Genomic DNA, 20,161 nt, shown 5'->3' on the forward strand with positions numbered 1-20,161 from the left:
AGCGCAAAGGCAAGACGCGTTGTTCGCTTTTGGTGGGGCCACTTTCGAAGGCAGGGGTTCAGTGGCAGGAGTGAAGCACGGGGTTCTTCAGGAGCGCTCGTTCGGGCGGCAGGGATGGCCACTCTTTCTGGTGCCCGTCGCTTTGTGTTTGACATTGCTGGTTGTCGGTTTGGCCAGCGGAGCAGGCACGACGACGGCGCAACTCGCCGGCGATCTGGCCATCCTTCTCGCTGTACTCACCGCGCTGACCACCCACACCCGCGCCGTACTCAAAAAGCGCGGCAACACCCTGGGCCAATGGCTCGTGGTGGCCGGTCTGGCGCTCTGGTCCGCCGGCCAGGCCGTGTGGACCGTCAACGGCATCACGCTCAACCACGACTACCCTTTCCCGTCCCTCGCCGACATCGGCTTTGTTTGGTACGCGCTCCCTGTTTCCGTTGGCTTGGTGCTGCTGCTCCGCAGCCAAGGGCTGCGGCTCCCCCTGCGCCGGACCATTCTGGACGCCGGCGTCGTAGCGAGTTCCACCTTCTTCATCGCATGGAGCTCTGTTCTGGGGCCTTTGGCGGCCGACAAAGACCCGGATGCCTTCGCCCGCGCGACTCAGATGGCCTACCCTATTGCCGACGTCCTGATGGTGTCAGTGGTAATCGTCCTGACCATGAGGGCCGCCCGCGGTCGCAGGCTGCCTTGGCTGAGCATGGGACTCGGGTTCTGGATCCTGGCCATTACCGACCTGGCATACATGCGCTTCACCCTGGAAGGCATCACGGGTGTCACCGGATCCCCCCTGGCCCTGGGGTGGGTGCTCGCCTTCCTTCTGGTAGGACTCAGCCCGCTGCTCCCCGAAAACACCAGCATGCGGAAGGACGGCCGCATCTACGCTGCGGCGTTGGAACTCCTCCCCTACCTGCCCGTCTTCAGCGCAGTGTTCTTCTCCCGCAGCCGCCCCATTGGCGAGGACCCCATCCTGTTGGTCACAGGCCTCGTGGTGGTGGGCTTCGTGATCGTGCGGCAGGTGCTGATCGTCGTCGAAAATGTGACCCTGACCCGGGACCTTGAAACGAAGGTAGCCCAGCGCACGGCGGAACTTGAAGGCCTCGGCGCGATCGTCAACTCCTCAGGCGATGCCATCATTGGCGAGACCCCCGACGGAGTAATCACCAGCTGGAACCCCGGCGCCGAACGTATCTTCGGCTACCCGGCCTCCGAAGCACTGGGCCGGAAAGGCGACTTCTTTGTTCCACGGCACCTGGTGGACACAGAGCGCATGACCTTCGAAAACACCGCGCAAAGCGGCGAAGTGCACAACTATGAATCCCTCCGCCTCCGCGGCGACGGCACCACCATCCCCGTCTCGGTGACCCTGTCCCCCATCCGCAGCGAGTCCGGTATCCGGGGCGTCGCAACCATTTCACGGGACATCACCGAACGCCGTGCCGCCGAAGCCGAACTGCTCGCGGCGCGCGAAGCCGCCCTGGAAGCCAGCCGCCTCAAATCAGAGTTCCTGGCCACCATGAGCCACGAAATCAGGACGCCCCTCAACGCCGTGATCGGGCTGACGTCCCTCATGATGGACACTCCCCTCAGCGAGGGACAACGGCAGTACGCCCAGGGCGTGAAGAGCGCCGGCGAGGTCCTCCTGACCCTCATCAACGACATCCTGGACTTCTCCAAACTGGAGGCAGGAAAGGTGGACCTGGACGTCAATGCGTTCGACCCCCGGGCCTTGGTGGACGAAGTGGCCGGACTAGTCGCAGAAGCCGCCCAGGCCAAGAACCTGGAACTCATCTCCTACTGCCACCCTGCCGTTCCGGAACGGCTCATGGGCGACGCCGGACGCATCCGGCAAATCCTGGTAAACCTCGCCTCCAACGCGGTGAAGTTCACCCCGGCCGGTGAAGTGGAAATCCAGGTCTCGGTCCTCAGCGAAGACAAGGACAAAGCCTCACTCCGCTTCGAAGTCCGGGATACAGGAATAGGCATCAGCGCCGAAGACCACCACAAACTGTTCCAATCCTTCGCCCAAGCGGACGCCTCAACCACGCGCCGCTACGGTGGTACCGGCCTGGGCCTGGCCATCTCACGCCGGCTCACGGAGGTCATGGGCGGGGAAATCGGCCTCGACAGCGAGCCCGGAAACGGCAGCAAATTCTGGTTCGTGCTGGACCTGCCCATCGGGCCCCCGGCGTCGGACACCGCTGCCCTGCCCGCCTCCCTCTCAGGCCGCAAGGTACTGGTGGTCGACGACAACGCCACCAACCGCCTCGTGCTGGAAACCCAGCTGGCCAGTTGGGGAATGATGCCCGTCGCCGTGCCCGACGCCGCCAGCGCCATCCGCGAATACCGGTCGGCCATCTCAGCCTCCGAACCCTACGACATTGCCGTGGTAGACATGTGCATGCCGGACACCGATGGACTGGAACTCGCGCGACAAATCAACCATGAAAGCAATGGTTCCGGCGGTCCCGGCATCATCCTGCTGACCTCCACCATGATGGTGGACAGGCAAGACCTCGTCGCGGCCGGGATCCGGGAATACCTCACCAAGCCCGTGCGCAGCTCCGAGTTCTACAACCGGATCCTGCGGGTCATGTCCACCAGGACAACGGGCGCAGCTTCCCCGGCCGCCCCCTCCAATGCAGCTGCGGCATCGCCGTCCCAGGAGCACCGGGCCGGCAGGCTCCTGGTGGCAGAAGATAACCAGGTCAACCAACTCGTGGCACGCGGCATGGCCAACAGGCTCGGCTACGACGTTGACATCGTCGAAGACGGCGCCCAAGCTGTCGAAGCAGCGCTCACCGGCGCCTACGCCGCCGTCCTCATGGACTGCCACATGCCCGTCATGGACGGCTTCGACGCAACCAAAGCCATCCGTTTACGCATGGGCCACGATTCCCGGATCCCCATCATCGCCATGACCGCCGGGGCACTGAATGAGGACCGCGAACGCTGCTTCGCCGCCGGCATGGACGACTACGTCAGCAAACCCGTAGACCTGGACACCTTGCGGGAAGTCCTCGGCCGCTGGGTGCCGGACGCCGAACACCTGCAGGCGGCGGCAGCACCGCCGTCGAACGCTGTTGTCCTGGATGAGCAACGGCTGCAGATCCTCCGCGAACTCGGACCCGAAGATGGTCTGGGCCTGCTGCCCGACGCGATCAAGGCATTCAGGGAGGACGCGCAAGGCGCCCTGGAAAAGCTCCAATCCGGCCTGGACGCCGGACAAGCCGCTGCCGTGGAGGCAGCCGCCCACAAACTCGCCGGTGCAGCAGCAAACATTGGTGCGGTTGGCGCAGCGGATCTTTGCAGGAACCTGGAGCGGCTCGGGCGGGATGCCGGCCCTGACATCGCTGCTACCGGACCAGGGCTTCTGGTCGAACTCAGGGCGGAACTCGCCCGGGTCAATGATGCCCTTGGGCGCACACTCTTGGGAGCTCCATGAAAGTACTGATCGCCGACGACGACCAGATCTCCCGGATGATCACCAAGGCCGCCGTCGAACAGTCGGGCCACGAATGCCTCGTGGCCGTGGACGGTGACTCAGCCTGGGAGCTGTACCTGGCGCACGCACCGGAGGCGGTGGTCACCGACCTGATGATGCCCGGCATGAACGGGCTTGATCTGTGCAGGGCGATCCGTTCCTCCGAGGATGACAACTACACCTACGTGATCCTGGTGACCTCGCATGGATCACGGAAGGACGTGCTCGCGGGAATGGAAGCCGGGGCGGACGATTACGTCACCAAGCCCCTGGACCCCTTCAACCTGCACATCCGGCTCCTTGCTGCGCAGCGGATCACGTCCTTGCACTCCGACCTTGCCAAGTATCGGACCGCCCTGAGCAACCAGGCCCGGACTGATCCCCTGACCAAGCTGCACAACAGGCTCAAGCTGACCGAAGACCTCGGCGAACTGCACAATCCGGCCGGCAACACGCCCAAGGACTACTGCCTCGCCATGGTGGACGTGGACAACTTCAAGAGCTACAACGACATCTACGGGCACCAGGCAGGCGATGCCGCCCTGGTCGCCATCGCCGCCACCTTGGCCCGCGAAGTCCGGGAAACCGACGGCGTCTACCGCTTTGGCGGCGAAGAATTCCTGCTGGTGCTGGGGGAACAGTCAGAGGAAACCGCCGCCGTGATCCTGGAACGGGTCCGATCCGCCGTGCACGGTTTACAGATCGAGCACTCGGGCGACCCCGACGGTGTCCTGACCATCAGCGCCGGAGTGGCTGCCTTCGACGAAGGGCATCGGGCCGGCGCTGAGCAGCTCCTGCGCGAGGCTGACCTCGCCCTGTATGCGGCCAAGGCGTCCGGCCGGAACCGTGTGACGCTCGCGAGCGCCCTCACCGCTGAGCGTTGATCACACCGGGAACAAAGTACGTTTCCGGTTTTACGGGGATTTCGCCGTCGGGGAAGAGTGCGTCAGCTTGCGTGGCGTACTCCCTGATCCGAGGCGGCTTCGCGGACAGCCCCTGCTCCCATGACCACGGCACGAAGCCCAGGCCCTGCATATGGGGTTCGTCCGGTTGCTGGGTCAGGTCGTAAGGAAAATCCGAGTACAGGACCAGGTTGTCCGGGTGGCCTTCGCCGAGCTCACGGGTAATGAGGTGGTCCACGTGCTTGCCCACTCCCGCAGGGCAAAAGAGCAGCTCGGCTTTTGTTTGGGCCAGGAGCTCGGCGACGTCGGTGCGAAGGTTCCGGATGAGCGAGCTGTCACCCCTTGCTATCCGGCCCATGGCGATATCGAACCGGTACGTGGGGTAGCGGTGGGTGAACTCGGGGAGGAGTCTTTCCCAGGCGCTGCTTCCCATCCGTACGGGCTTTCGGCGGCGCCGGAAGAGGGCGTCGACCTCCCCCAGATGGATGGACTGGATGCCCATTCCTTCCAGGACGGCCCTGTCCTCCGCTTGCCGGGCCGCGTACAGCTGGGCGCCGTCGCCGATGGTGCACTGGCGCAAGAAGGAACGGGCTGCCCTGGTATGGGGCTGATGCGCGGCCTCAGTGAAAATCGTTGCCACGATGATCTGACGGCCGTGGGCTTGCGCCTCCATGAGCGCACCGCACGACAACACCGCGTCATCCAGGTGGGGTGAAAGGAACAACCATGGCGCGTCGCCTTCCAGCGAACGTTCGATCCTGGTCCGGTACGGCATTCAAGCCCTTTCATGGGTAGTGGGTCTGCGCTGGTCCGTGTGGGCGTCACTGAGCGCGGCCAAGGAGTCGATGTAGGACTGGGCCTGCTTCGCGGCAAGGGCGTCCCAGTTGTAGCCGGTCGCAAACTCCCGCCCGAGCGCGGCCGCCTGTTCCAATCCCGGCTGGGCGTATCTGATGGCGATTTCCTCCGCGAAGGCATCCACATCGAAGGCTTCCACGAGCCACCCCGCGCCGGGCGGCACGATTTCACGGAGGCAAGGGATGTTGAAAGTGATCACAGGGGTGCCGGTGGCCAACGCATCGATAGCCACCAGGCCGAACGTCTCATGGCGTGAAGGCACCACCATCAGCCGGGCATTGCTGAGCGCCCGGAACTTCTCCTCGCCGCTAAGCCAGCCGAGCATCCTTACCCTGTGGGTGAGCCCCGCATCACGGATGGCCTCCCGAAGCCGTGCTTCGTCCGGGCCTGAACCCGCAATCAGCAAATCGCCATTAACACGGTCGCAGCACCGGCTCCAGGCTGCCAAGAGAAGGTCCAGGCCCTTGTGCCCATACTCCAAGCGGCCGATGAAGAGGACATCCTTGCCCAAGCGCGGCTCCGGTATCCATGCGGCCGGGTCAACCCCGTTACCAATCACGTCCACTTGGACGTCCGGGTTTATTCCTGTCAGGCGGTCCGCTATTCCTTGCGAAACGGAGATCAGGCGTCGGTGCTTCCGGACACCCAGGCGTTCCATCCAATGCAGAGGCAGTTTGTACTGCCGCGCCTTATCCTCGGCATGCAACCACTGCACCACACCCACGGTAGGGCGGCCCGTCCACAACGGCGCGGCCATGGTGGAGAACGGGGCGAAGAAATCTTCCACCACCAAATCCGCCATTTCACGCCGCCGACGAACCTCGAAAGGCAAGCGCGCCACGTACGCCACCACGCGGCTCAGCCTGTTCCTTCCCGAACCGAACCCGATGGGTACATAGTGCACACCGTCCTGGACCCGTTCCTGCCAGCCCGGGTAACGGGTGGTCACCACCGTGACGTGGAAACCTTGCGCTGCAAGGCGGCGGTTGATCTCGTGGGTACGGACGGAACCCCCACCCGCGCCGGGCATTTGCGGGTCCTCAAAACCCAGATGCAGAACCCTCATCATTGCCTTTCCGTTCTGTAGACCTTGCTGGCCGTGGAGAACCGCGCAGCAAGCTCCACCACCATCACTGCCCCGCAGATTGCACCAGCCACCGCAACTGCGTACACGAACTGTTCAGTGAGCGTTCCCAGCAGTGCGGACCAGGCGCCCGATGCCCCCAACGCCAGGCCACCCAATCCGAGGAGACGCCGTCCAGCGTGGCCGCTGAAACACAAAACAACGCCTGCCAAAGCGCACCACACCAGCAGGGCGTGCCCCGTGCCGCTGAGTCCGATCACCGCTTTGGCAATCCGCGGCACTCCTTGGAACCCGTGGCCTGTGGCGTAGCCGTGGGTGGCCGCCACCATGACGTAATCCGCGTACAGCACCACCGCGAAACCTGTGACCATCACGGCCTGGCGCCACGAAAGGGTCCTCTTCCACACCGTTGCTACGATCACGGGGGCCACGACCCAGATGAAGGACACGTCCAGGCTGATGGCGCAATAGCCCAATAAGACCCCGGCCCCCGCCGGCTTCAGGAAAGACTGCCACCCGGCCGGGACACCAGCCCCGGGACCTGTGAGGAGCAAAGGCGCCGCGAGTGCCGCCACCATCCCTGACGCCTCAAGGAATGTCGGGTTTCCGATGCGCAAGAGCAACGGTTCGACGATCACCACCACGGCGGCCAGCCACGCGGCAGCAGTTGACGACAGCCTGCGTGCTACCAGGAAACACAGCCCCACCCCCACAGCGCCCATCACAGCGTCCAGCCAGCGAAATTGGAACGCCGCTTCCATGCCCTCGCCAAACCTGAACGTGAGCCCGAACGCTGCGGCAACCACCACGATAAATGCGGTCAGGTTGCCTGCGAGCGCCCGGGCAGCCCACGTGGGCCGTGTTTTCACCGTGGAGCGGCGACCGGAGGTACCGGTATGGTCACCGGCCGGACGACGCCGGGCCACCCTGAAGTCGTTCTTGTGGGGCAAAAGGTTTCGTTGGTGTGCCAGGACCGCGACCCCGCTGATTCCGGCCAGGACGAGCCACAGCAGGGGCTGCAGCCAGGAAGCAACTGCCAGGACGACGATCAGGCCGGCCGCCAGCAGTATGAACTGTCCGGCACCCTTCGCGGGGCGGGCTTCCGTCAGCACGGGCCACGCCAAAACCACCAAAACCACCCCTGACAGGACCGCCCCCACCGCTGAGCCCACGGCCAGGCCGGTGACTGCATCCAACTGCCATCCGGCCCATAGTCCGCCCACCACCAGGAGGCACGAACATGCCAATCCCAACTGGCAACGGCGATAGGCACGCATGGCCAGGAGGATGGTGGACAGGACCATCAGGACTGCATAGCCAAGGCCCGAGGCGGCAAGCCACGGCAGCAGCTGGAGGGAACCGTGGTATTTCGGTGGAACTATGATGCCCGCCATGACGGGCGGTGCCGTGGCGATGATGGCGAAAGCGACAACCACGAGCTGCCCGAAGGAGGCAAAAGATGCACGCAGCACCTCCTCTGTCCTGGCGCCGGGGGTGCGCAACAGGGGAAATGCCACCAAAGCCGTTCCAGCCGCCACGTAGACAGGACCCTTGGCGATGGTGGCCAGCGCCTGAAACCCCGCAGCCGCGGCAGAGCCGTTGTCCAGGAACCCCACCACCACGACATCGACTCCCACCAGCACCGACACGACGCACAGTACGGAAGCGATATCGCTGGTTTCGGCCCATCTCCATTTGTCGAGGAGCACTCGTGGCCTCCAACGGAGGTCCCGGTAGAACGACCGTGGCACCACCAAGGGCGCGAAACACGCCACGACGAAGCCCAGGACTGCTCCCCCGGCACCCCACGCCATCACGATCACCAGAAGGCTGAAGAGCAGCCTGAGGACTACCTCACCTATGGTGGACGCTGCGTACCACCTGAAGCGGAGCTCGCCCTGCAACCATCCGGCGGGCGCATTGACAATGAAGATTGCCAAGGCAGCCAAAGCCACTGCGGCCGCCAGCGCAGGCGTTGCCAGCGCCAGGGTCACTGTCCCGGTGACGATTGCCGCCAGCAGGCCTGCCAGGAAGGAGACGAAGACCGAGAAAGCTACTCCGTCCTGCCGTTCCCGGGAACCTTCGGGATGGACCGCGACCACATGCGACAAGGGCAGCGGGACCAGCGCATTGGCGACGATTCCCACCACACCCAGAATCATCGCGGCCGCGGCGAACAGTGTGTAATCCGCCGTCCCCAGCATGTTCGCCATGACAAGGGTGCAGGCATAGCTCACCACCCCCACGATCCCCGCCGAGACCGCAAGGAAGCCGCTGTTCTCCGCGATCTTTACGTCCTCAGCGGGCGCTTTGTCCCGGCGTTCGGCCCTTGGCCTGGTGGGCACGCCAGTGACTGGTCTTTCCAGGTACACCTCCACGTAGGGACCGCCCGCTACTGGCCATCTACGGCATCGACGGGAGCAAAGGAACTCCCGGGACCCGCAAGCAAGGTGTTGGGTCCTGCCGGACGGAGTTCAACGGTCTCCACGCCAATCTGTTTCAGGGCAGCGAAGGCCTCGAACTCGTCACGGCCTTTCATCATGACCGAAATATGGCCGTCGTCCGTCAGCGCTACTTCGTCTGTTGCCCTTAGGACAGCCCTGAGGTCCGCCCCCTCCGGCAGTTCGAAACGAACCAGCGTGGAAAGATCCGAGTGCGAGGAGCGCAGGTCCCCGCCCTCGCGTCGTGCCTTTTCCTCCTCCAGCAGGACACCGGTGAGGAGCCTGGTGCTGCGGTCCCAGGTGAAGCAGCTCGCCCATTCCTTGCATTCCACGGAAACGTCCCTGGCTGCGTCAGGCTCGGCCAGGGCCGACAACGCCTCGACCAAGGCCGCCCCAAACTCTTTGGGGGTATCGGCCAACCATCCGGTCCTGCCGTCCAGCACGGAGTCCCTAATACCGGGTACGCGCAAGCCCAGGCAGGGCACGCCCCACGCTGCGGCCTCGATGACTGAGCATCCCCAGCCCTCCGAGGCCGAGGTGGAGGCAGTAAGCCAGGCCCTGCCCAGCAGTTCGTCACGGACGTCGTTGGGCTGGTACCCGTGGAACGTCACCGCATGGTCCAGCCCCAGGTCCATGGCCAACTGCTGCAGGCGTGCCCGTTCCGGGCCGTCGCCGACGATGTCCATCCGCAGTTTGGGGATGCTCCTTGCGGCCACTGCGAATTGTCCCAGCAGCAGGTCCAGCCGTTTGTGCGGAACCAAGCGGCTGACGACGGCGATGGTGGGCCTGAGCGCGCGGGCGGAAACCTCGTGCGGGCTATCAATGGTGCCGTTGGGCACCACGTGGATCGGTCCGGTGAACCCTAGCTTGCGAAGTTCCAACCGCGTGGAGGCAGAGACCGCCACGATGGAGCGCTGCCCGTACACGGACTTGGCCCCTGAGCTTTCCAGGAACCGGCCCACCGCGGCCATGGGTGGAGAGAACTTGGTCCGGAACTGTTCCTGATGGACATGGTGGATCAGCTGGATGATCGGAATATCCCGCCGCAGGAACAAAGGCGAGAAGAACGGAATTCCGTTCTGGCAATCCACTACGGCATCAAACTGCCCACTGGTCCGCAGAAGCCGCATTGCCGAATGCGCATAAATGGAGAGGGTTCCGCCTCCGCGCAGAATGCGGATGCCGTCAATGAGGTCCTCCGCCGACTGACCGGCGTCGCGTCCCGTGAACCAGGTGACCTGTACTCCGTGCTGCACCCATCTCTTGGAGATTTCATGCATGTATTGCTCCGCGCCACCAGCCTGTGAGTGCTTGATGTCGCGCCAGTTGAGGACAAGCAGATGCTTCCCCGCCAGCCGGGAAGGAGAGTTCAGGTCGGGTAGAGCAAAGGTCATGGTGTTGCTTTCTGGAGTTGAAGCACCGAGGCAAAGCTGGCAACTCCGTCCTGGAAAGGGCGGAACGTAGACTCCGCACCATCGGTCCACGCCACCGGCAGTTCGATAATGCTGGCGTCGTTGTCCTGGAGCCGAAGAAGGAGCTCGACATCAAAGGCGAACCCGGTGCTCCGGCACTGCACCATGGCAGCTGTCAGGGCATCGCGTTCAAAAAATTTGAAGCCGCACTGGGTGTCCTGGATGCCCTTGACCTTGGACCGGGTCAGGACCCGGAATGCCGTGCCGCCCATCCGGCGACCGATGTGCTGGGGACGCACAAAGGTGGAGCCAGGAGCATGGCGGGATGCGATGACGGCTGCTGCCCCGTTGGACAGATGGGACATGGTTTCAGTGAGCGTTTCCAGGGGAGTGGCCAGATCGGCGTCAAAGAAGCCTGTGAACCTGGACGTTCCGCTGAGGAGACCGCGGCGGACTGCCGCTCCCTTGCCGCGGCGCGAACAACCCACCACGGAGATGGGTACCATGCCCCCTTTCTCACGGGAGATCCTGCGGACAACCGCAGCCGTTTCATCAACGCTGCCGTTGTCCACCACCACGATGCGTGATGACCAGGGCTGGGTAGCCAGGAAATCGGCCGTCTGCCGGAGGGTGCCTGGAATTCTGGCGGCCTCGTTGTAAGCCGGGATGATAACCTCGAGATCCACGCGGGAGCGCCGCCAAGTCTCTGAATGTCGACGCGCTTGGAGACCTCCTCTCCTTCCGATGTGCATACTGTGGGATTGCAGCGGAACCATCTGAGCCTCCAAATATCCAGGTAGCGGGTACGAAAACATGCCCGCAATATATGGAGTGGCGTAACCCTGCAAGTCATGACGCCAATCCCGGTTTGCCGTCCACGTGGTGGACCCGCCCCTACCGCGAATCCAACCTCGCTTCGAACGCATCCGGGCGCTCTGAGCGAAATTGCTGGTTGGTTGTCGGAGGCCGTCTATAGAGTTGCCACATGAGCCACGCATCTCCCGTTCCTTCGGCCGCCCCGGAAAACTCCGCACCGGAAACTACTGCCCCGGAAACCCCTCTCGGGCCACCTGTCGCCAAGCGGGTGCCCACTCGCCGCGAGCATCACGGCGATGTCTTCGTGGACAACTATGAGTGGCTGAGGGACAAGGAATCGGCAGAGGTGGTGGAACACCTCAAGGCTGAAAACGCCTACCAGGAAGCCGTCACTGCGCACCAGGAACCGTTGCGCGAAGCCATGTTTGGTGAGATCAAGGGCCGCACTCAGGAGACAGACCTGTCAGTGCCCAGCAGGAAAGACGGCTGGTGGTACTACAGCCGCTCGGTGGAGGGCAAGGAGTACAGCATCCAGTGTCGCGTCCGGGCCAGCAACTCGGGCGACCCCATCGCGGACTGGACTCCCCCGGCAGTGGAGGCCGGAGTGGAGCTCCCGGGCGAGGAAATCCTCCTTGACGGCAACATTGAAGCCGAGGGCAAGCCGTTCTTCAGCGTCGGTGGCGCCGCTGTCACCGTGGACGGAAATCTCTACGCGTATGCCGTGGACAACGCCGGTGACGAACGCTTCACCCTTCGGATCAAGGATCTCCGCACCGGTGAGCTCCTTCCGGACGTCATCGAGAACATCTTTTACGGAGTGGCTTTCTCCCCTGACGGAACCCGACTGTTCTACACAGTGGTGGATGACGCCTGGCGTCCGTACCAGGTGAAAGCGCACGTCCTGGGTACTCCGGTTGCCGAGGATGAGGTGCTTTACCAGGAGGACGACGTCGCCATGTGGCTCGGTTTCGACCTCGCCTCCGACCGTCGCCACCTGGTGCTCAGCATTGGCTGCTCCGAGTTCAGCGAAACAAGGCTGCTCCGCTTCGATGACTACGAGGCCGGCCTCAGCACTGTCATCTCCCGTGACGAACATATTCTTTACGAGGCAGAGCCATTCCTGCTCGATGGCCGCGAGACCCTCCTGGTAACCCACGACAAGGACGCCATCAACTCCATGGTGAGCCTGGTGGACCCTGCTGAGCTCGACAAGCCAGTTGAGCAGCAGGACTGGCGGACCGTCGTCGAGCATTCCGAGCAGGTGCGCGTCAACGGCGCGGGCGTAACGTCCACGCACCTGGTGCTGTCCATCCGCAAGGACACCATCGAACGGGTGCAGGTGCTGCCGCTTGCAGGGCTCGGTACGCCGGCGCAGGGCGACCCCGTGGAGCCTGCTTTCGATGAGGAGCTGTACACCGCGGGCGTTTCCGGCTCGGACTACGAAGCCCCCGTGATTCGCATGGGCTACACCTCCTACTTCACGCCCTCGCGTGTGTACGACTTCGTCCTGCCCACGCCCGGATTGCCCGCCGGTCAATTGCTGCTCCGCAAGGAAAGCCCGGTCCTCGGTGGCTATGTGTCCACCGATTACGTCGCCACCCGCGAATGGGCAACGGCCGACGACGGCACCCGGGTCCCGCTCTCGGTGCTGCGTCACGCTTCGGTTCCGCAGGACGGCACGGCGGCCGGCCTGGTGTACGGCTACGGATCCTATGAGATGAGCATGGATCCTGGCTTCGGCGTGGCCCGCTTGTCACTCCTGGATCGCGGCATCGTCATGGTCATCGCCCACATCCGCGGCGGCGGCGAGCTGGGACGCCTCTGGTATGAGGACGGCAAGAAGCTCAGCAAGAAGAACACGTTCACCGACTTCATCGCCGCGACTGATTGGCTTGCCGGGTCAGGCTGGGTTGACCCCTCACGCATAGCAGCCATGGGCGGCTCGGCCGGCGGCCTCCTCATGGGCGCCATCGCCAATATGGCCCCCGAAAAGTACGCAGCGGTAGTGGCCCAGGTGCCCTTCGTGGACGCCCTGACCACCATCCTGGACCCTGAGCTTCCGCTGTCCGCCTTGGAATGGGAGGAATGGGGCAACCCGATCACGGACCCCGAGGCCTACGCCTATATGAAGTCCTACACTCCCTACGAGAATGTGGGGGCCGTTGCCTATCCCAAGATCGCTGCCGTGACGTCCTTCAATGACACCCGGGTGCTTTACGTCGAACCAGCGAAGTGGGTGCAGGCACTGCGTCATGCTTCCACCGGGTCCGAGCCCATCGTCATGAAGATCGAGATGGACGGCGGCCACGGCGGAGCATCCGGCCGGTACGTGCAGTGGCGCGAACGGGCATGGGACTACGCGTTCGTCGCGGATTCGGTGGGTGCCACGGAGCTTCTCCCGGGGGCCGGCCTCAAGTAGATGTTTTCATGCCAGGCGGGCCCGCAGCAGTGCGAAGTATCCCGGGATCACGTCGGGGTCGGAGGGGTTGCTGAGCGGGCGCGTCTCGATATTCGCTGCGCCTTCTTCAACCAGGTTCCAGTCCGCCGTCGGGAAGGCTTTTGCGCGTTGCCTTGCACCGAAGCGACCTGGCATCGGCAGACCTCTAATCGCCCACTCAAGCGGTCCGGGGATGGATTTCCGTGTGGCTCCGAGGTGGCTCACATAGTCCACCGGAGTCCCCGGAAAATTGGTCTCGGCAAGGAAAACCCCGCCCCGGGTCCCGACGACGGGCAGCAGGTTCGCTGCAAGGGCGGCACGGCCGTCGCTGTCCAACACGTGCAGGACACCGCGGATGAACACATTCGCATCGCCGGACCAGCCTGCCTCGGACAGGGCCGCCGCCACAGTAGCCGCAGCGTCCGGTGCCGTCACGTCGCAGACCGCGAACGACGCCGTCGTGATGTCCTTCGATTCCTGCCGTGCGCGCTCAACGGCGTTCGCGGAGTAATCAAGTCCAACAGCGATGGGAAAGTGGCGGGCAAGGAGACGGGTGAAACTGCCGTTGCCGCACCCAACGTCCACAACAGGCAGGTTCTGGTCCAACTGTGTCACTTTGGGCAGGTAGGCGTTGAGTTCGTGGTCGCTGCCCGAGTCCCACAGGACGTCACCGGTGGCACCTGTGGAGCGGATATCCCCCCAGTACCGGTCCCACGCCGTCAGCGGGTCCTTGGGGGCACCGGACGAGAGCCTGATGAGGCGTGGAATGAGCAGGTACTTTCTTAGGGCCGAGAACATCTTTCAAATATAGGTGGCGCTAAGCCTCCACCAGCCACTCCAAGGCCTCTGTTTCGGAGGTAAAGAACTTTGTGGGGCACGGAGGCTTCATGATGCCGAGAAAGAAATTGGCGATCACCCTGTCCACCGGAGACGCACCCCAGAGAGCGATGCGGTTGGCTTGGCAAGGCTTGGCGAACACCGATCTGGCGCCGCGGCTGACGTCGTCCGTTGTCGCCATGTCCACAATCATGGGATGGTGGTCTTCGCCACACAACTCATTGACCCGGTCCATGGCCCGCTGGGCATCCGATTCCTGGATCCTGGCACCGCGGGGCCAGGTGAGGCGCAGGATTCCCTGCTCTTCGAGTTCAAGTTTGAACGACACCTGCTGGTGGTCTTTCGATGTTGCGTGTTGATCCACTGTGCTCCTCTTGCGGTCCGGCGCCCGTGCCGGAACTGACATGGTCACCCCGGTTTGGCTTCCTCAAGGCTGACGAATCCCGTGGTCAATGTAAAGAGTGTCTTCCACGACTCATCCGGAGCATTTCACGCCGGGAAGCCGCGAGCCCCAATGCCGCTGGTAGGGTGTTGCCAAATCGGGAAATACCGTGGGAAGAACGTTGGAACGGAAGGGGCTCCGTGGGCGAGACCGTTGCCGATGTACAGGATTCTCCGTCCGCCTTGGTGGCGGATACGGATGGGGACCGACTGGCTGCCTCCCAGGCTGCGCTCGCCACAGCCGGCTTCGAGGTAATTACTGCTTCGGACAGCGCCGCCGTGTCCCTCGAGCTCCAACGCCATAGCCCCTCCGTGATCGTGGCCGGGAGCGGTTTGGTCCGGGGCCTGCGCAATCCGGGGATACCGGTGCTGCTGCTCCTGAACGCCAACGAATCGTTGGACGTCGCTAACCTCGAGTCCCTGCGGATGGCGGACTACGTCCTGGCACCGGTGCGGGGTGGGGAACTGGTACACCGCGTCAGGACCCTGATCAGCCGGTCACGGGAACGCGAACGCTCCCGCGGGGAGATCGAGGCGCTCCGCGAGAGCCTCCGGAACGTGTCATCGGCGATACGGGAAACCAACGATCCGCAACTGATCGCCGACCACGTGGTCCAGGGCTTTGGCAAGGCCTTGGGTGTGGACCACGTCTGGTTCGCAACGTTCCGGGACGAACGCGTCCCCAACATCCGCGCACAATGGAACGGTCCGGGTGTGTCCCCCCTTCCCACGAGGCTTGGAGACAGCGAAGAAACCATCGCCGAAGCAGCCAACAAGCTGTGGGCCGAAGCGGACGTCCTTGCGGTCTCGGACCACAGGAAAGATCCCGAATCAGCAATCGCCGGGGCCTTGCGGGAATGGTCCGGGGAGCTGCACCCGATCTCCACCGTGCTTCTGCCTGTTGGCGAAGGCGCAACAGCCCTGGGAATCATCCTGCTGTGCACAGTGCAGGAGGAACACGACTGGACCCGTCCAGAGATCGCGCTGATGCAGCACGTGGCCGGGAACGTGGCACATGGCCTCATCCAAGGCCACCTCATCAGTGCCCAGCAGCGCGTGCTGCACCAGCTCCGGCAACTGGACAAAGCCAAAACAGATTTCCTGGCCACGGTGAACCATGAGCTGCGGACACCGTTGACCTCCATCACCGCGTATCTGGACATGATCCAGGACGGTTCCGGCGGCCCGGTTCCGGAAGGCATTTCCAAGATGCTGGGCGTCATTGGCCGGAACTCTGACCGCCTCCGCCGGCTTATCGAGGACATGCTGACCGTGTCCATGCAGGACGGCAGCAACCTGGACCTCAAGCCTGTGGACATCGCCAAGCTGCTCCAAGTTGTGGTGGCAACGCTGCGGCCGCTTGCCGAGTCCCGGCATGTTTCCCTCTCATTCACTGAGGCAGGGGAAGACATTGAAGTGACGGCCGACGAAGCAAAGCTGGAGCAGGTCTTCACGAACATCGTTGCCAACGCCATCAAGTTCACCCCCGAGGGCGGCCGGGTGGGCATCACCAGCTCGGTATCGGCCTCCGATAACGGCGCGAGGGCGGCCACTGTGCGGATCGCCGACACCGGCCTGGGCATCCCCGAGCACGACCTCCCGCACATCTTCACGCGCTTCTATCGGGCGTCCAACGCCACCTCCGCCGCAGTCCCTGGCAGCGGCCTGGGACTGGCCATTGCCCACGACATCATCAGCCGCCACATGGGCCGGCTCCTGTTGGATTCGACGCTGGGCTCCGGAACGACGGTGTCCGTGGAGCTGCCCGTTGGAGGGCCTTAATCTGTATGACATCGCTGTCATGCGGGCCTGCGGAGATTTGTCCCGCCGTCACTAATGCTCGACATCCGGCGAAACAAAACTGATGCCCCGGGCAGCGGCCCAGGGCATCAATTTATGTCATATGGCCTTGAGAGGCGCTCCCCCAATGTTTAGTTTGGCCACCAACCGATGCTTGTGGTGTTCGTCTTGGTGCTGGTGACGCTGTTGGGCCACCATCCGATCGCCGAGCTGTCCTGCGAAGAGTCGGCATTGGCTGGAGCAGCGAATCCCGTTACTGCCAGAACCGCCGCCATGAGCAGGGTTGCCGCAAATTTTTTCATCCGCTATGCCCTTTCGTACTGATGCGAATTTGTCGTGTGTGACTTGAATAAAGTCACGGGGCAAACTATACGAGCTTTTCGCCTGTAATGACATGGATAATGGGCTTATGCAAAGTCCGCAGCTCGCCGTCCACGTCGTAGCCGGGCTTTCAGCGCGCAACAAATGGAAGGAACGGGACTTCGACGAAGCCGCTCGCCTGGCGGGTGAAGCCGCGACCTTGGCCACGGCGGCCGGCGACGAAGAAGCATGGTGGAACATGCGCTACCTGCAGGCCGAGTGCCTCCGCGACCAAGGCCGCATCCAGGAATTCCTTGCCCTGGCTTCCGAACTCAACGACCACCCCCTCACTGCCACTTCCGCAGAGCTTGGCGCGAAGGCCGGGACCATGGTTGCCGTCGCCCTCCAAGGGCTGGGCCGGTTGGCGGCGGCGGCCACCATGGCCGCTGATGCAGCGAAACTTGCCGCCCGGGACAACGACCTGCTCTACGTCCAGATCCTTGCCCAACGCGCCCTGATCGCTGCCTTGGCCGAAAGCCGCCTGCTTGACGACGCCTGGCGGGAGTGTTTGGCCATGGAAACCCTGCTGACGGAAGATGTGGACGAGGACACCGCGGGCAAGGGCTACTGGGTGATAGGCAACGTTGCCTTCCTTGCGGATCGCGTCAGCGACGGCGGCCGCTACCACGACCTTGCGGCTGAGCTGCTGTCGCCGTCAAAGGATGTTGACCTCTGGGCACGCTTCAACAGGGCATCTGCCGAAATGCGACTCCAAGCGAAACTCAGCGACGCCGCTACCCTCCGCTGCATTGAGAGGGCCGAGCTCGCCACTGACATTGTGGGTGGCTCGGAAAGGGACCACTTGGAAATGTCCCTGGTCCGGGCCCACTGGCATTTCCTGGGCGGGGACATGCAGGAGGCCGCAGCCATCCTTGAACCGCTATGCGCCCGGTCTTCCATTCTGGCCACCCAAACGTCAGCGGAAGCGCACTTCCTCCTTGCGCGGGCGCTGCTCGAATTGGGCCGGCGGGATGAAGCGCTTGCTAACTTTGACGAAGCAGCCACACTGTTCGACCGCGCCGCCTTGCCCGAACGGAGTGCTGCCGTCCGCGAACATCTGCGGCATGACGATGAGCAACGAGGCCAGCCGCACGAGGGGTGAGCATGTCCGAAGGAAATTTCTCCACCGAGGATCCTCGCCTGGGATTGCTGCTGGACGGTATCGTGCGGTTGGCAGCTGGAGACCTGAACACCAGGATCGAGGTCTCCGACGCCCGCGATGAGATCGATGCCGTGATCATGGGCACCAACCTACTGGCGGAGGACCTCCAGATCATCTACGAAGAACTGGAGCAGCGGGTCAACGCCCGGACGCAACAGCTCAACGAAGCACACCTGGCGATGCGCCACATGGCCATGACCGATCCCCTGACGGGCCTGAATAACCGTTCAGCCTTTGCCAACGCACTGGCCGAGGCCCAGGCGGCCGGACAGAAGGGCAGCAAGCGGCCAGCCATCCTCCTCCTGGACATGGACGGGTTCAAGTCGATCAACGACACTTTGGGACACACCATCGGGGACAAAGTCCTCGAAACTTTAGCCGCCAGGATCAGCGGGGCGGTCCGCGAGCAGGACATGGTGGCCCGTATGGGCGGCGACGAATTTGCCGTCATGCTTCCGGACGTCACCCCTGCCGAAGCGGCGTCAATCGGCAACCGCATCCTCGCGTCCGTTGTGGGGGCCATGGAAATCGAAGGCCAGCATCTGCGCTGTGGGGCCAGCATGGGCCTGCGGATGGCTGACCCTGGCCACGGCGCCGAAGAGCTGATGATGGAAGCGGACATTGCCATGTACGAGTCCAAGGCGGACGGACGCGGCAAGCTCAAGGTCTTTGAACCGGCCATGCTTCATTCCCGGCAAATGCGGAACCAGCTGGTGGGCGAGCTCAAAGAGGCCATCGCGGGTTCGCAACTGGTGCTCTACTACCAGCCGATCATCCGTTTGGACACCCGGGAAATCGAAGGTGTGGAAGCTTTGGTCCGCTGGAATCACCCCACCCGCGGTTTGATCATGCCGGACGAGTTCATTCCGATTGCCGAGGAAACGGGCATGATCTCCGATTTGGGCGGTTGGGTGCTCCGCACCGCCGTCGAGCAGTTAAAGCAGTGGCGCAGCGACCCCTTGACGTCGGGCCATGACTTCAGCATGCGCATCAACGTTTCCGCCGCCGACCTGCAGCGGCTCGAGTTTGTCGAGGATGTCAGGGAAGCACTGGCGTCCGCGAACCTGGACCCATCGCTGCTGGTCCTGGAACTGACCGAGAGCGCCGTCATCCTGGGCAACGACCTGGACCGCTACACGCTCAACAGCCTGCGACGCCTTGGCGTTGGACTGGAGATCGATGACTTCGGCACTGGCTACTCGTCCATCAGCTATCTGCGCCGGCTGCCCGTCGACACCGTCAAAGTGGACCGGACCCTGCTCTCCGCCCTGGGCAGCGACCCCTCGCAACCGGCCCTGCTCGCTGCCGTCCTGCAACTCATCCGTGCCTGTGGGCTGAACGCGGTGTGGGAAGGCATCGAGACAGCCGAGCAGGCCCAGTACCTCCTGGGCATCGGATGCACCAGCGGCCAGGGTTACTACTTCAGCCGGCCGCTGCCCGGGGAGCAGCTGACGGAGCAGCTGAAGCACCACAAGACGTGGCCCGTCACCGCTGACTAAACGCCCGACGTCGGCGCCTCACCGCCCGCTGTAACCTGGCGCTTCCGGTCCCGCCACTCGGTGTCCAGGATCGCGTAGATCTGCTCGGTGGCCCATTGGCCCTTGTAGTGCCAGTTGTCCACCAGGGTCGCTTCGAGCCGCATGCCCAGGCGTTTGCAGATAGCCGCGGAACCGGTGTTGAGCGCATCCAGCTTGGCGTCGAGGCGATGGAAGGACAACTGCTCGAAGGCAAGTTCCATGACGGCTCGGGCGGCTTCTGTAGCGATTCCCTGGCCGCGGGCTTCCGGGTGCAGGATCCAGCCCAGCTCACCCTGTCCGGTGCCCTCAAGCCATTTCAGCACTACCTCGCCCATCAGTCCGGGCTGGTCTTTGCGCTCAATGGCCAGGCAAATCCAGTCACCTTCCTGAGTGAACTCGAAATTTGCATAGCGACCCAAGACCTCCATGGCCCGTGTTTTGGACAACTCGCTGCGCAGAAGGAAGCGTGCCGTCCCGGGAAGGGACTGATAGCCGTGGAAGCGCTCAAGGTCCTCGGCCTCGAAGCGGCGCAGAATGAGTCGGTCGGTGACGATGGGGAGCTCAATATCGGGCATGAACATGAGGCTACTAGTCGCGGGCGAATAGTGGTCCAGTC

General features: G+C 63.5%; 15 protein-coding genes. 6 read left to right on the forward strand and 9 right to left on the reverse strand.

Going from position 1 to position 20,161, the window contains the following annotated elements; all coding sequences use genetic code 11:
- Nucleotides 1-148 precede the first annotated feature (148 nt).
- Together LRQ04_RS01910 and LRQ04_RS01915 are read left to right on the forward strand one after the other, a co-directional pair.
- Nucleotides 149-3,442 (forward strand): response regulator, encoded by a 3,294-nt coding sequence (locus LRQ04_RS01910; RefSeq protein WP_235517306.1) that lies wholly within the window; start codon nt 149-151, stop codon nt 3,440-3,442.
- The gene (locus tag LRQ04_RS01915) at nt 3,439-4,365 is read left to right on the forward strand and encodes a diguanylate cyclase (protein ID WP_235517307.1); all 927 of its coding nucleotides are present in this window, start codon (nt 3,439-3,441) and stop codon (nt 4,363-4,365) included. The genes LRQ04_RS01910 and LRQ04_RS01915 overlap by 4 nt, the downstream gene beginning before the upstream one ends.
- On the opposite strand, the gene LRQ04_RS01920 is transcribed toward LRQ04_RS01915, so the two are convergent.
- The 5 genes from LRQ04_RS01920 to LRQ04_RS01940 are packed head-to-tail and all read right to left on the reverse strand — an operon-like array spanning nt 4,349 to nt 10,861.
- A complete protein-coding gene (locus LRQ04_RS01920; protein ID WP_235517308.1) occupies nt 4,349-5,158 on the reverse strand; it encodes a PIG-L deacetylase family protein in 810 nt (269 codons plus the stop codon). The two genes, LRQ04_RS01915 and LRQ04_RS01920, sit on opposite strands and share 17 nt — an antisense overlap.
- Nucleotides 5,159-6,307, reverse strand: a complete 1,149-nt coding sequence (locus LRQ04_RS01925) for a glycosyltransferase family 4 protein (protein WP_235517309.1) — start codon at nt 6,305-6,307, stop codon at nt 5,159-5,161.
- A complete protein-coding gene (locus tag LRQ04_RS01930) occupies nt 6,304-8,667 on the reverse strand; it encodes a lipopolysaccharide biosynthesis protein (protein ID WP_235517310.1) in 2,364 nt (787 codons plus the stop codon). The genes LRQ04_RS01925 and LRQ04_RS01930 overlap by 4 nt, the downstream gene beginning before the upstream one ends.
- 47 nt (nt 8,668-8,714) lie before the next feature.
- Nucleotides 8,715-10,157, reverse strand: coding sequence for a glycosyltransferase family 4 protein (locus LRQ04_RS01935; protein WP_235517311.1), 1,443 nt, complete (start codon nt 10,155-10,157; stop codon nt 8,715-8,717).
- Nucleotides 10,154-10,861, reverse strand: a complete 708-nt coding sequence (locus LRQ04_RS01940) for a glycosyltransferase (protein ID WP_235517312.1) — start codon at nt 10,859-10,861, stop codon at nt 10,154-10,156. Before LRQ04_RS01940 ends, LRQ04_RS01935 begins: the two co-directional genes overlap by 4 nt.
- A gap of 299 nt (nt 10,862-11,160) precedes the next feature.
- Between LRQ04_RS01940 and LRQ04_RS01945 the strand changes: the two genes are divergently transcribed.
- The gene (locus LRQ04_RS01945; protein ID WP_235517313.1) at nt 11,161-13,410 is read left to right on the forward strand and encodes a S9 family peptidase; all 2,250 of its coding nucleotides are present in this window, start codon (nt 11,161-11,163) and stop codon (nt 13,408-13,410) included.
- Nucleotides 13,411-13,416: 6 nt separating this feature from the next.
- Here LRQ04_RS01945 and LRQ04_RS01950 read toward each other — a convergent pair whose 3' ends face one another.
- Both LRQ04_RS01950 and LRQ04_RS01955 read right to left on the reverse strand, forming a co-directional pair.
- Nucleotides 13,417-14,226 (reverse strand): class I SAM-dependent methyltransferase, encoded by an 810-nt coding sequence (locus LRQ04_RS01950; protein ID WP_235517314.1) that lies wholly within the window; start codon nt 14,224-14,226, stop codon nt 13,417-13,419.
- Between the two features lie 19 nt (nt 14,227-14,245).
- Nucleotides 14,246-14,629: an STAS/SEC14 domain-containing protein gene (locus LRQ04_RS01955; protein ID WP_235517315.1), complete on the reverse strand. Its 384-nt coding sequence runs from the start codon at nt 14,627-14,629 to the stop codon at nt 14,246-14,248.
- Between the two features lie 218 nt (nt 14,630-14,847).
- Between LRQ04_RS01955 and LRQ04_RS01960 the strand changes: the two genes are divergently transcribed.
- Nucleotides 14,848-16,488 carry an ATP-binding protein gene (locus LRQ04_RS01960; RefSeq protein WP_235517316.1) on the forward strand — a complete coding sequence of 547 codons (1,641 nt, stop codon included), beginning with the start codon at nt 14,848-14,850 and terminating at the stop codon, nt 16,486-16,488.
- Nucleotides 16,489-16,637: 149 nt separating this feature from the next.
- On the opposite strand, the gene LRQ04_RS01965 is transcribed toward LRQ04_RS01960, so the two are convergent.
- Nucleotides 16,638-16,808: a hypothetical protein gene (locus LRQ04_RS01965; RefSeq protein WP_235517317.1), complete on the reverse strand. Its 171-nt coding sequence runs from the start codon at nt 16,806-16,808 to the stop codon at nt 16,638-16,640.
- 107 nt (nt 16,809-16,915) lie between these two features.
- Here LRQ04_RS01965 and LRQ04_RS01970 point away from each other — a divergent pair, with 107 nt between their 5' ends.
- Nucleotides 16,916-17,968: a CDC27 family protein gene (locus tag LRQ04_RS01970; RefSeq protein WP_235517318.1), complete on the forward strand. Its 1,053-nt coding sequence runs from the start codon at nt 16,916-16,918 to the stop codon at nt 17,966-17,968.
- A gap of 2 nt (nt 17,969-17,970) precedes the next feature.
- Nucleotides 17,971-19,527: a bifunctional diguanylate cyclase/phosphodiesterase gene (locus LRQ04_RS01975; RefSeq protein WP_235517319.1), complete on the forward strand. Its 1,557-nt coding sequence runs from the start codon at nt 17,971-17,973 to the stop codon at nt 19,525-19,527.
- On the opposite strand, the gene LRQ04_RS01980 is transcribed toward LRQ04_RS01975, so the two are convergent.
- The gene (locus tag LRQ04_RS01980) at nt 19,524-20,120 is read right to left on the reverse strand and encodes a GNAT family N-acetyltransferase (protein WP_235517320.1); all 597 of its coding nucleotides are present in this window, start codon (nt 20,118-20,120) and stop codon (nt 19,524-19,526) included. The genes LRQ04_RS01975 and LRQ04_RS01980 overlap by 4 nt on opposite strands.
- Between the last annotated feature and the right edge of the window lie 41 nt (nt 20,121-20,161).

The organism is Paenarthrobacter sp. AR 02 (assembly GCF_021538675.1).
Lineage (GTDB): Bacteria > Actinomycetota > Actinomycetes > Actinomycetales > Micrococcaceae > Arthrobacter.

Bases quoted from the DNA above. Each gene is read 5' to 3' on its own strand.
- LRQ04_RS01945 (WP_235517313.1), top strand. From the start codon at position 11,161: ATGAGCCACGCATCTCCCGTTCCTTCGGCCGCCCCGGAAAACTCCGCA.
- LRQ04_RS01965 (WP_235517317.1), bottom strand. From the start codon at position 16,808: ATGAAAAAATTTGCGGCAACCCTGCTCATGGCGGCGGTTCTGGCAGTA.
- LRQ04_RS01920 (WP_235517308.1), bottom strand. From the start codon at position 5,158: ATGCCGTACCGGACCAGGATCGAACGTTCGCTGGAAGGCGACGCGCCA.
- LRQ04_RS01950 (WP_235517314.1), bottom strand. From the start codon at position 14,226: ATGTTCTCGGCCCTAAGAAAGTACCTGCTCATTCCACGCCTCATCAGG.
- LRQ04_RS01935 (WP_235517311.1), bottom strand. From the start codon at position 10,157: ATGACCTTTGCTCTACCCGACCTGAACTCTCCTTCCCGGCTGGCGGGG.
- LRQ04_RS01980 (WP_235517320.1), bottom strand. From the start codon at position 20,120: ATGCCCGATATTGAGCTCCCCATCGTCACCGACCGACTCATTCTGCGC.
- LRQ04_RS01915 (WP_235517307.1), top strand. From the start codon at position 3,439: ATGAAAGTACTGATCGCCGACGACGACCAGATCTCCCGGATGATCACC.
- LRQ04_RS01975 (WP_235517319.1), top strand. From the start codon at position 17,971: ATGTCCGAAGGAAATTTCTCCACCGAGGATCCTCGCCTGGGATTGCTG.
- LRQ04_RS01970 (WP_235517318.1), top strand. From the start codon at position 16,916: ATGCAAAGTCCGCAGCTCGCCGTCCACGTCGTAGCCGGGCTTTCAGCG.
- LRQ04_RS01925 (WP_235517309.1), bottom strand. From the start codon at position 6,307: ATGATGAGGGTTCTGCATCTGGGTTTTGAGGACCCGCAAATGCCCGGC.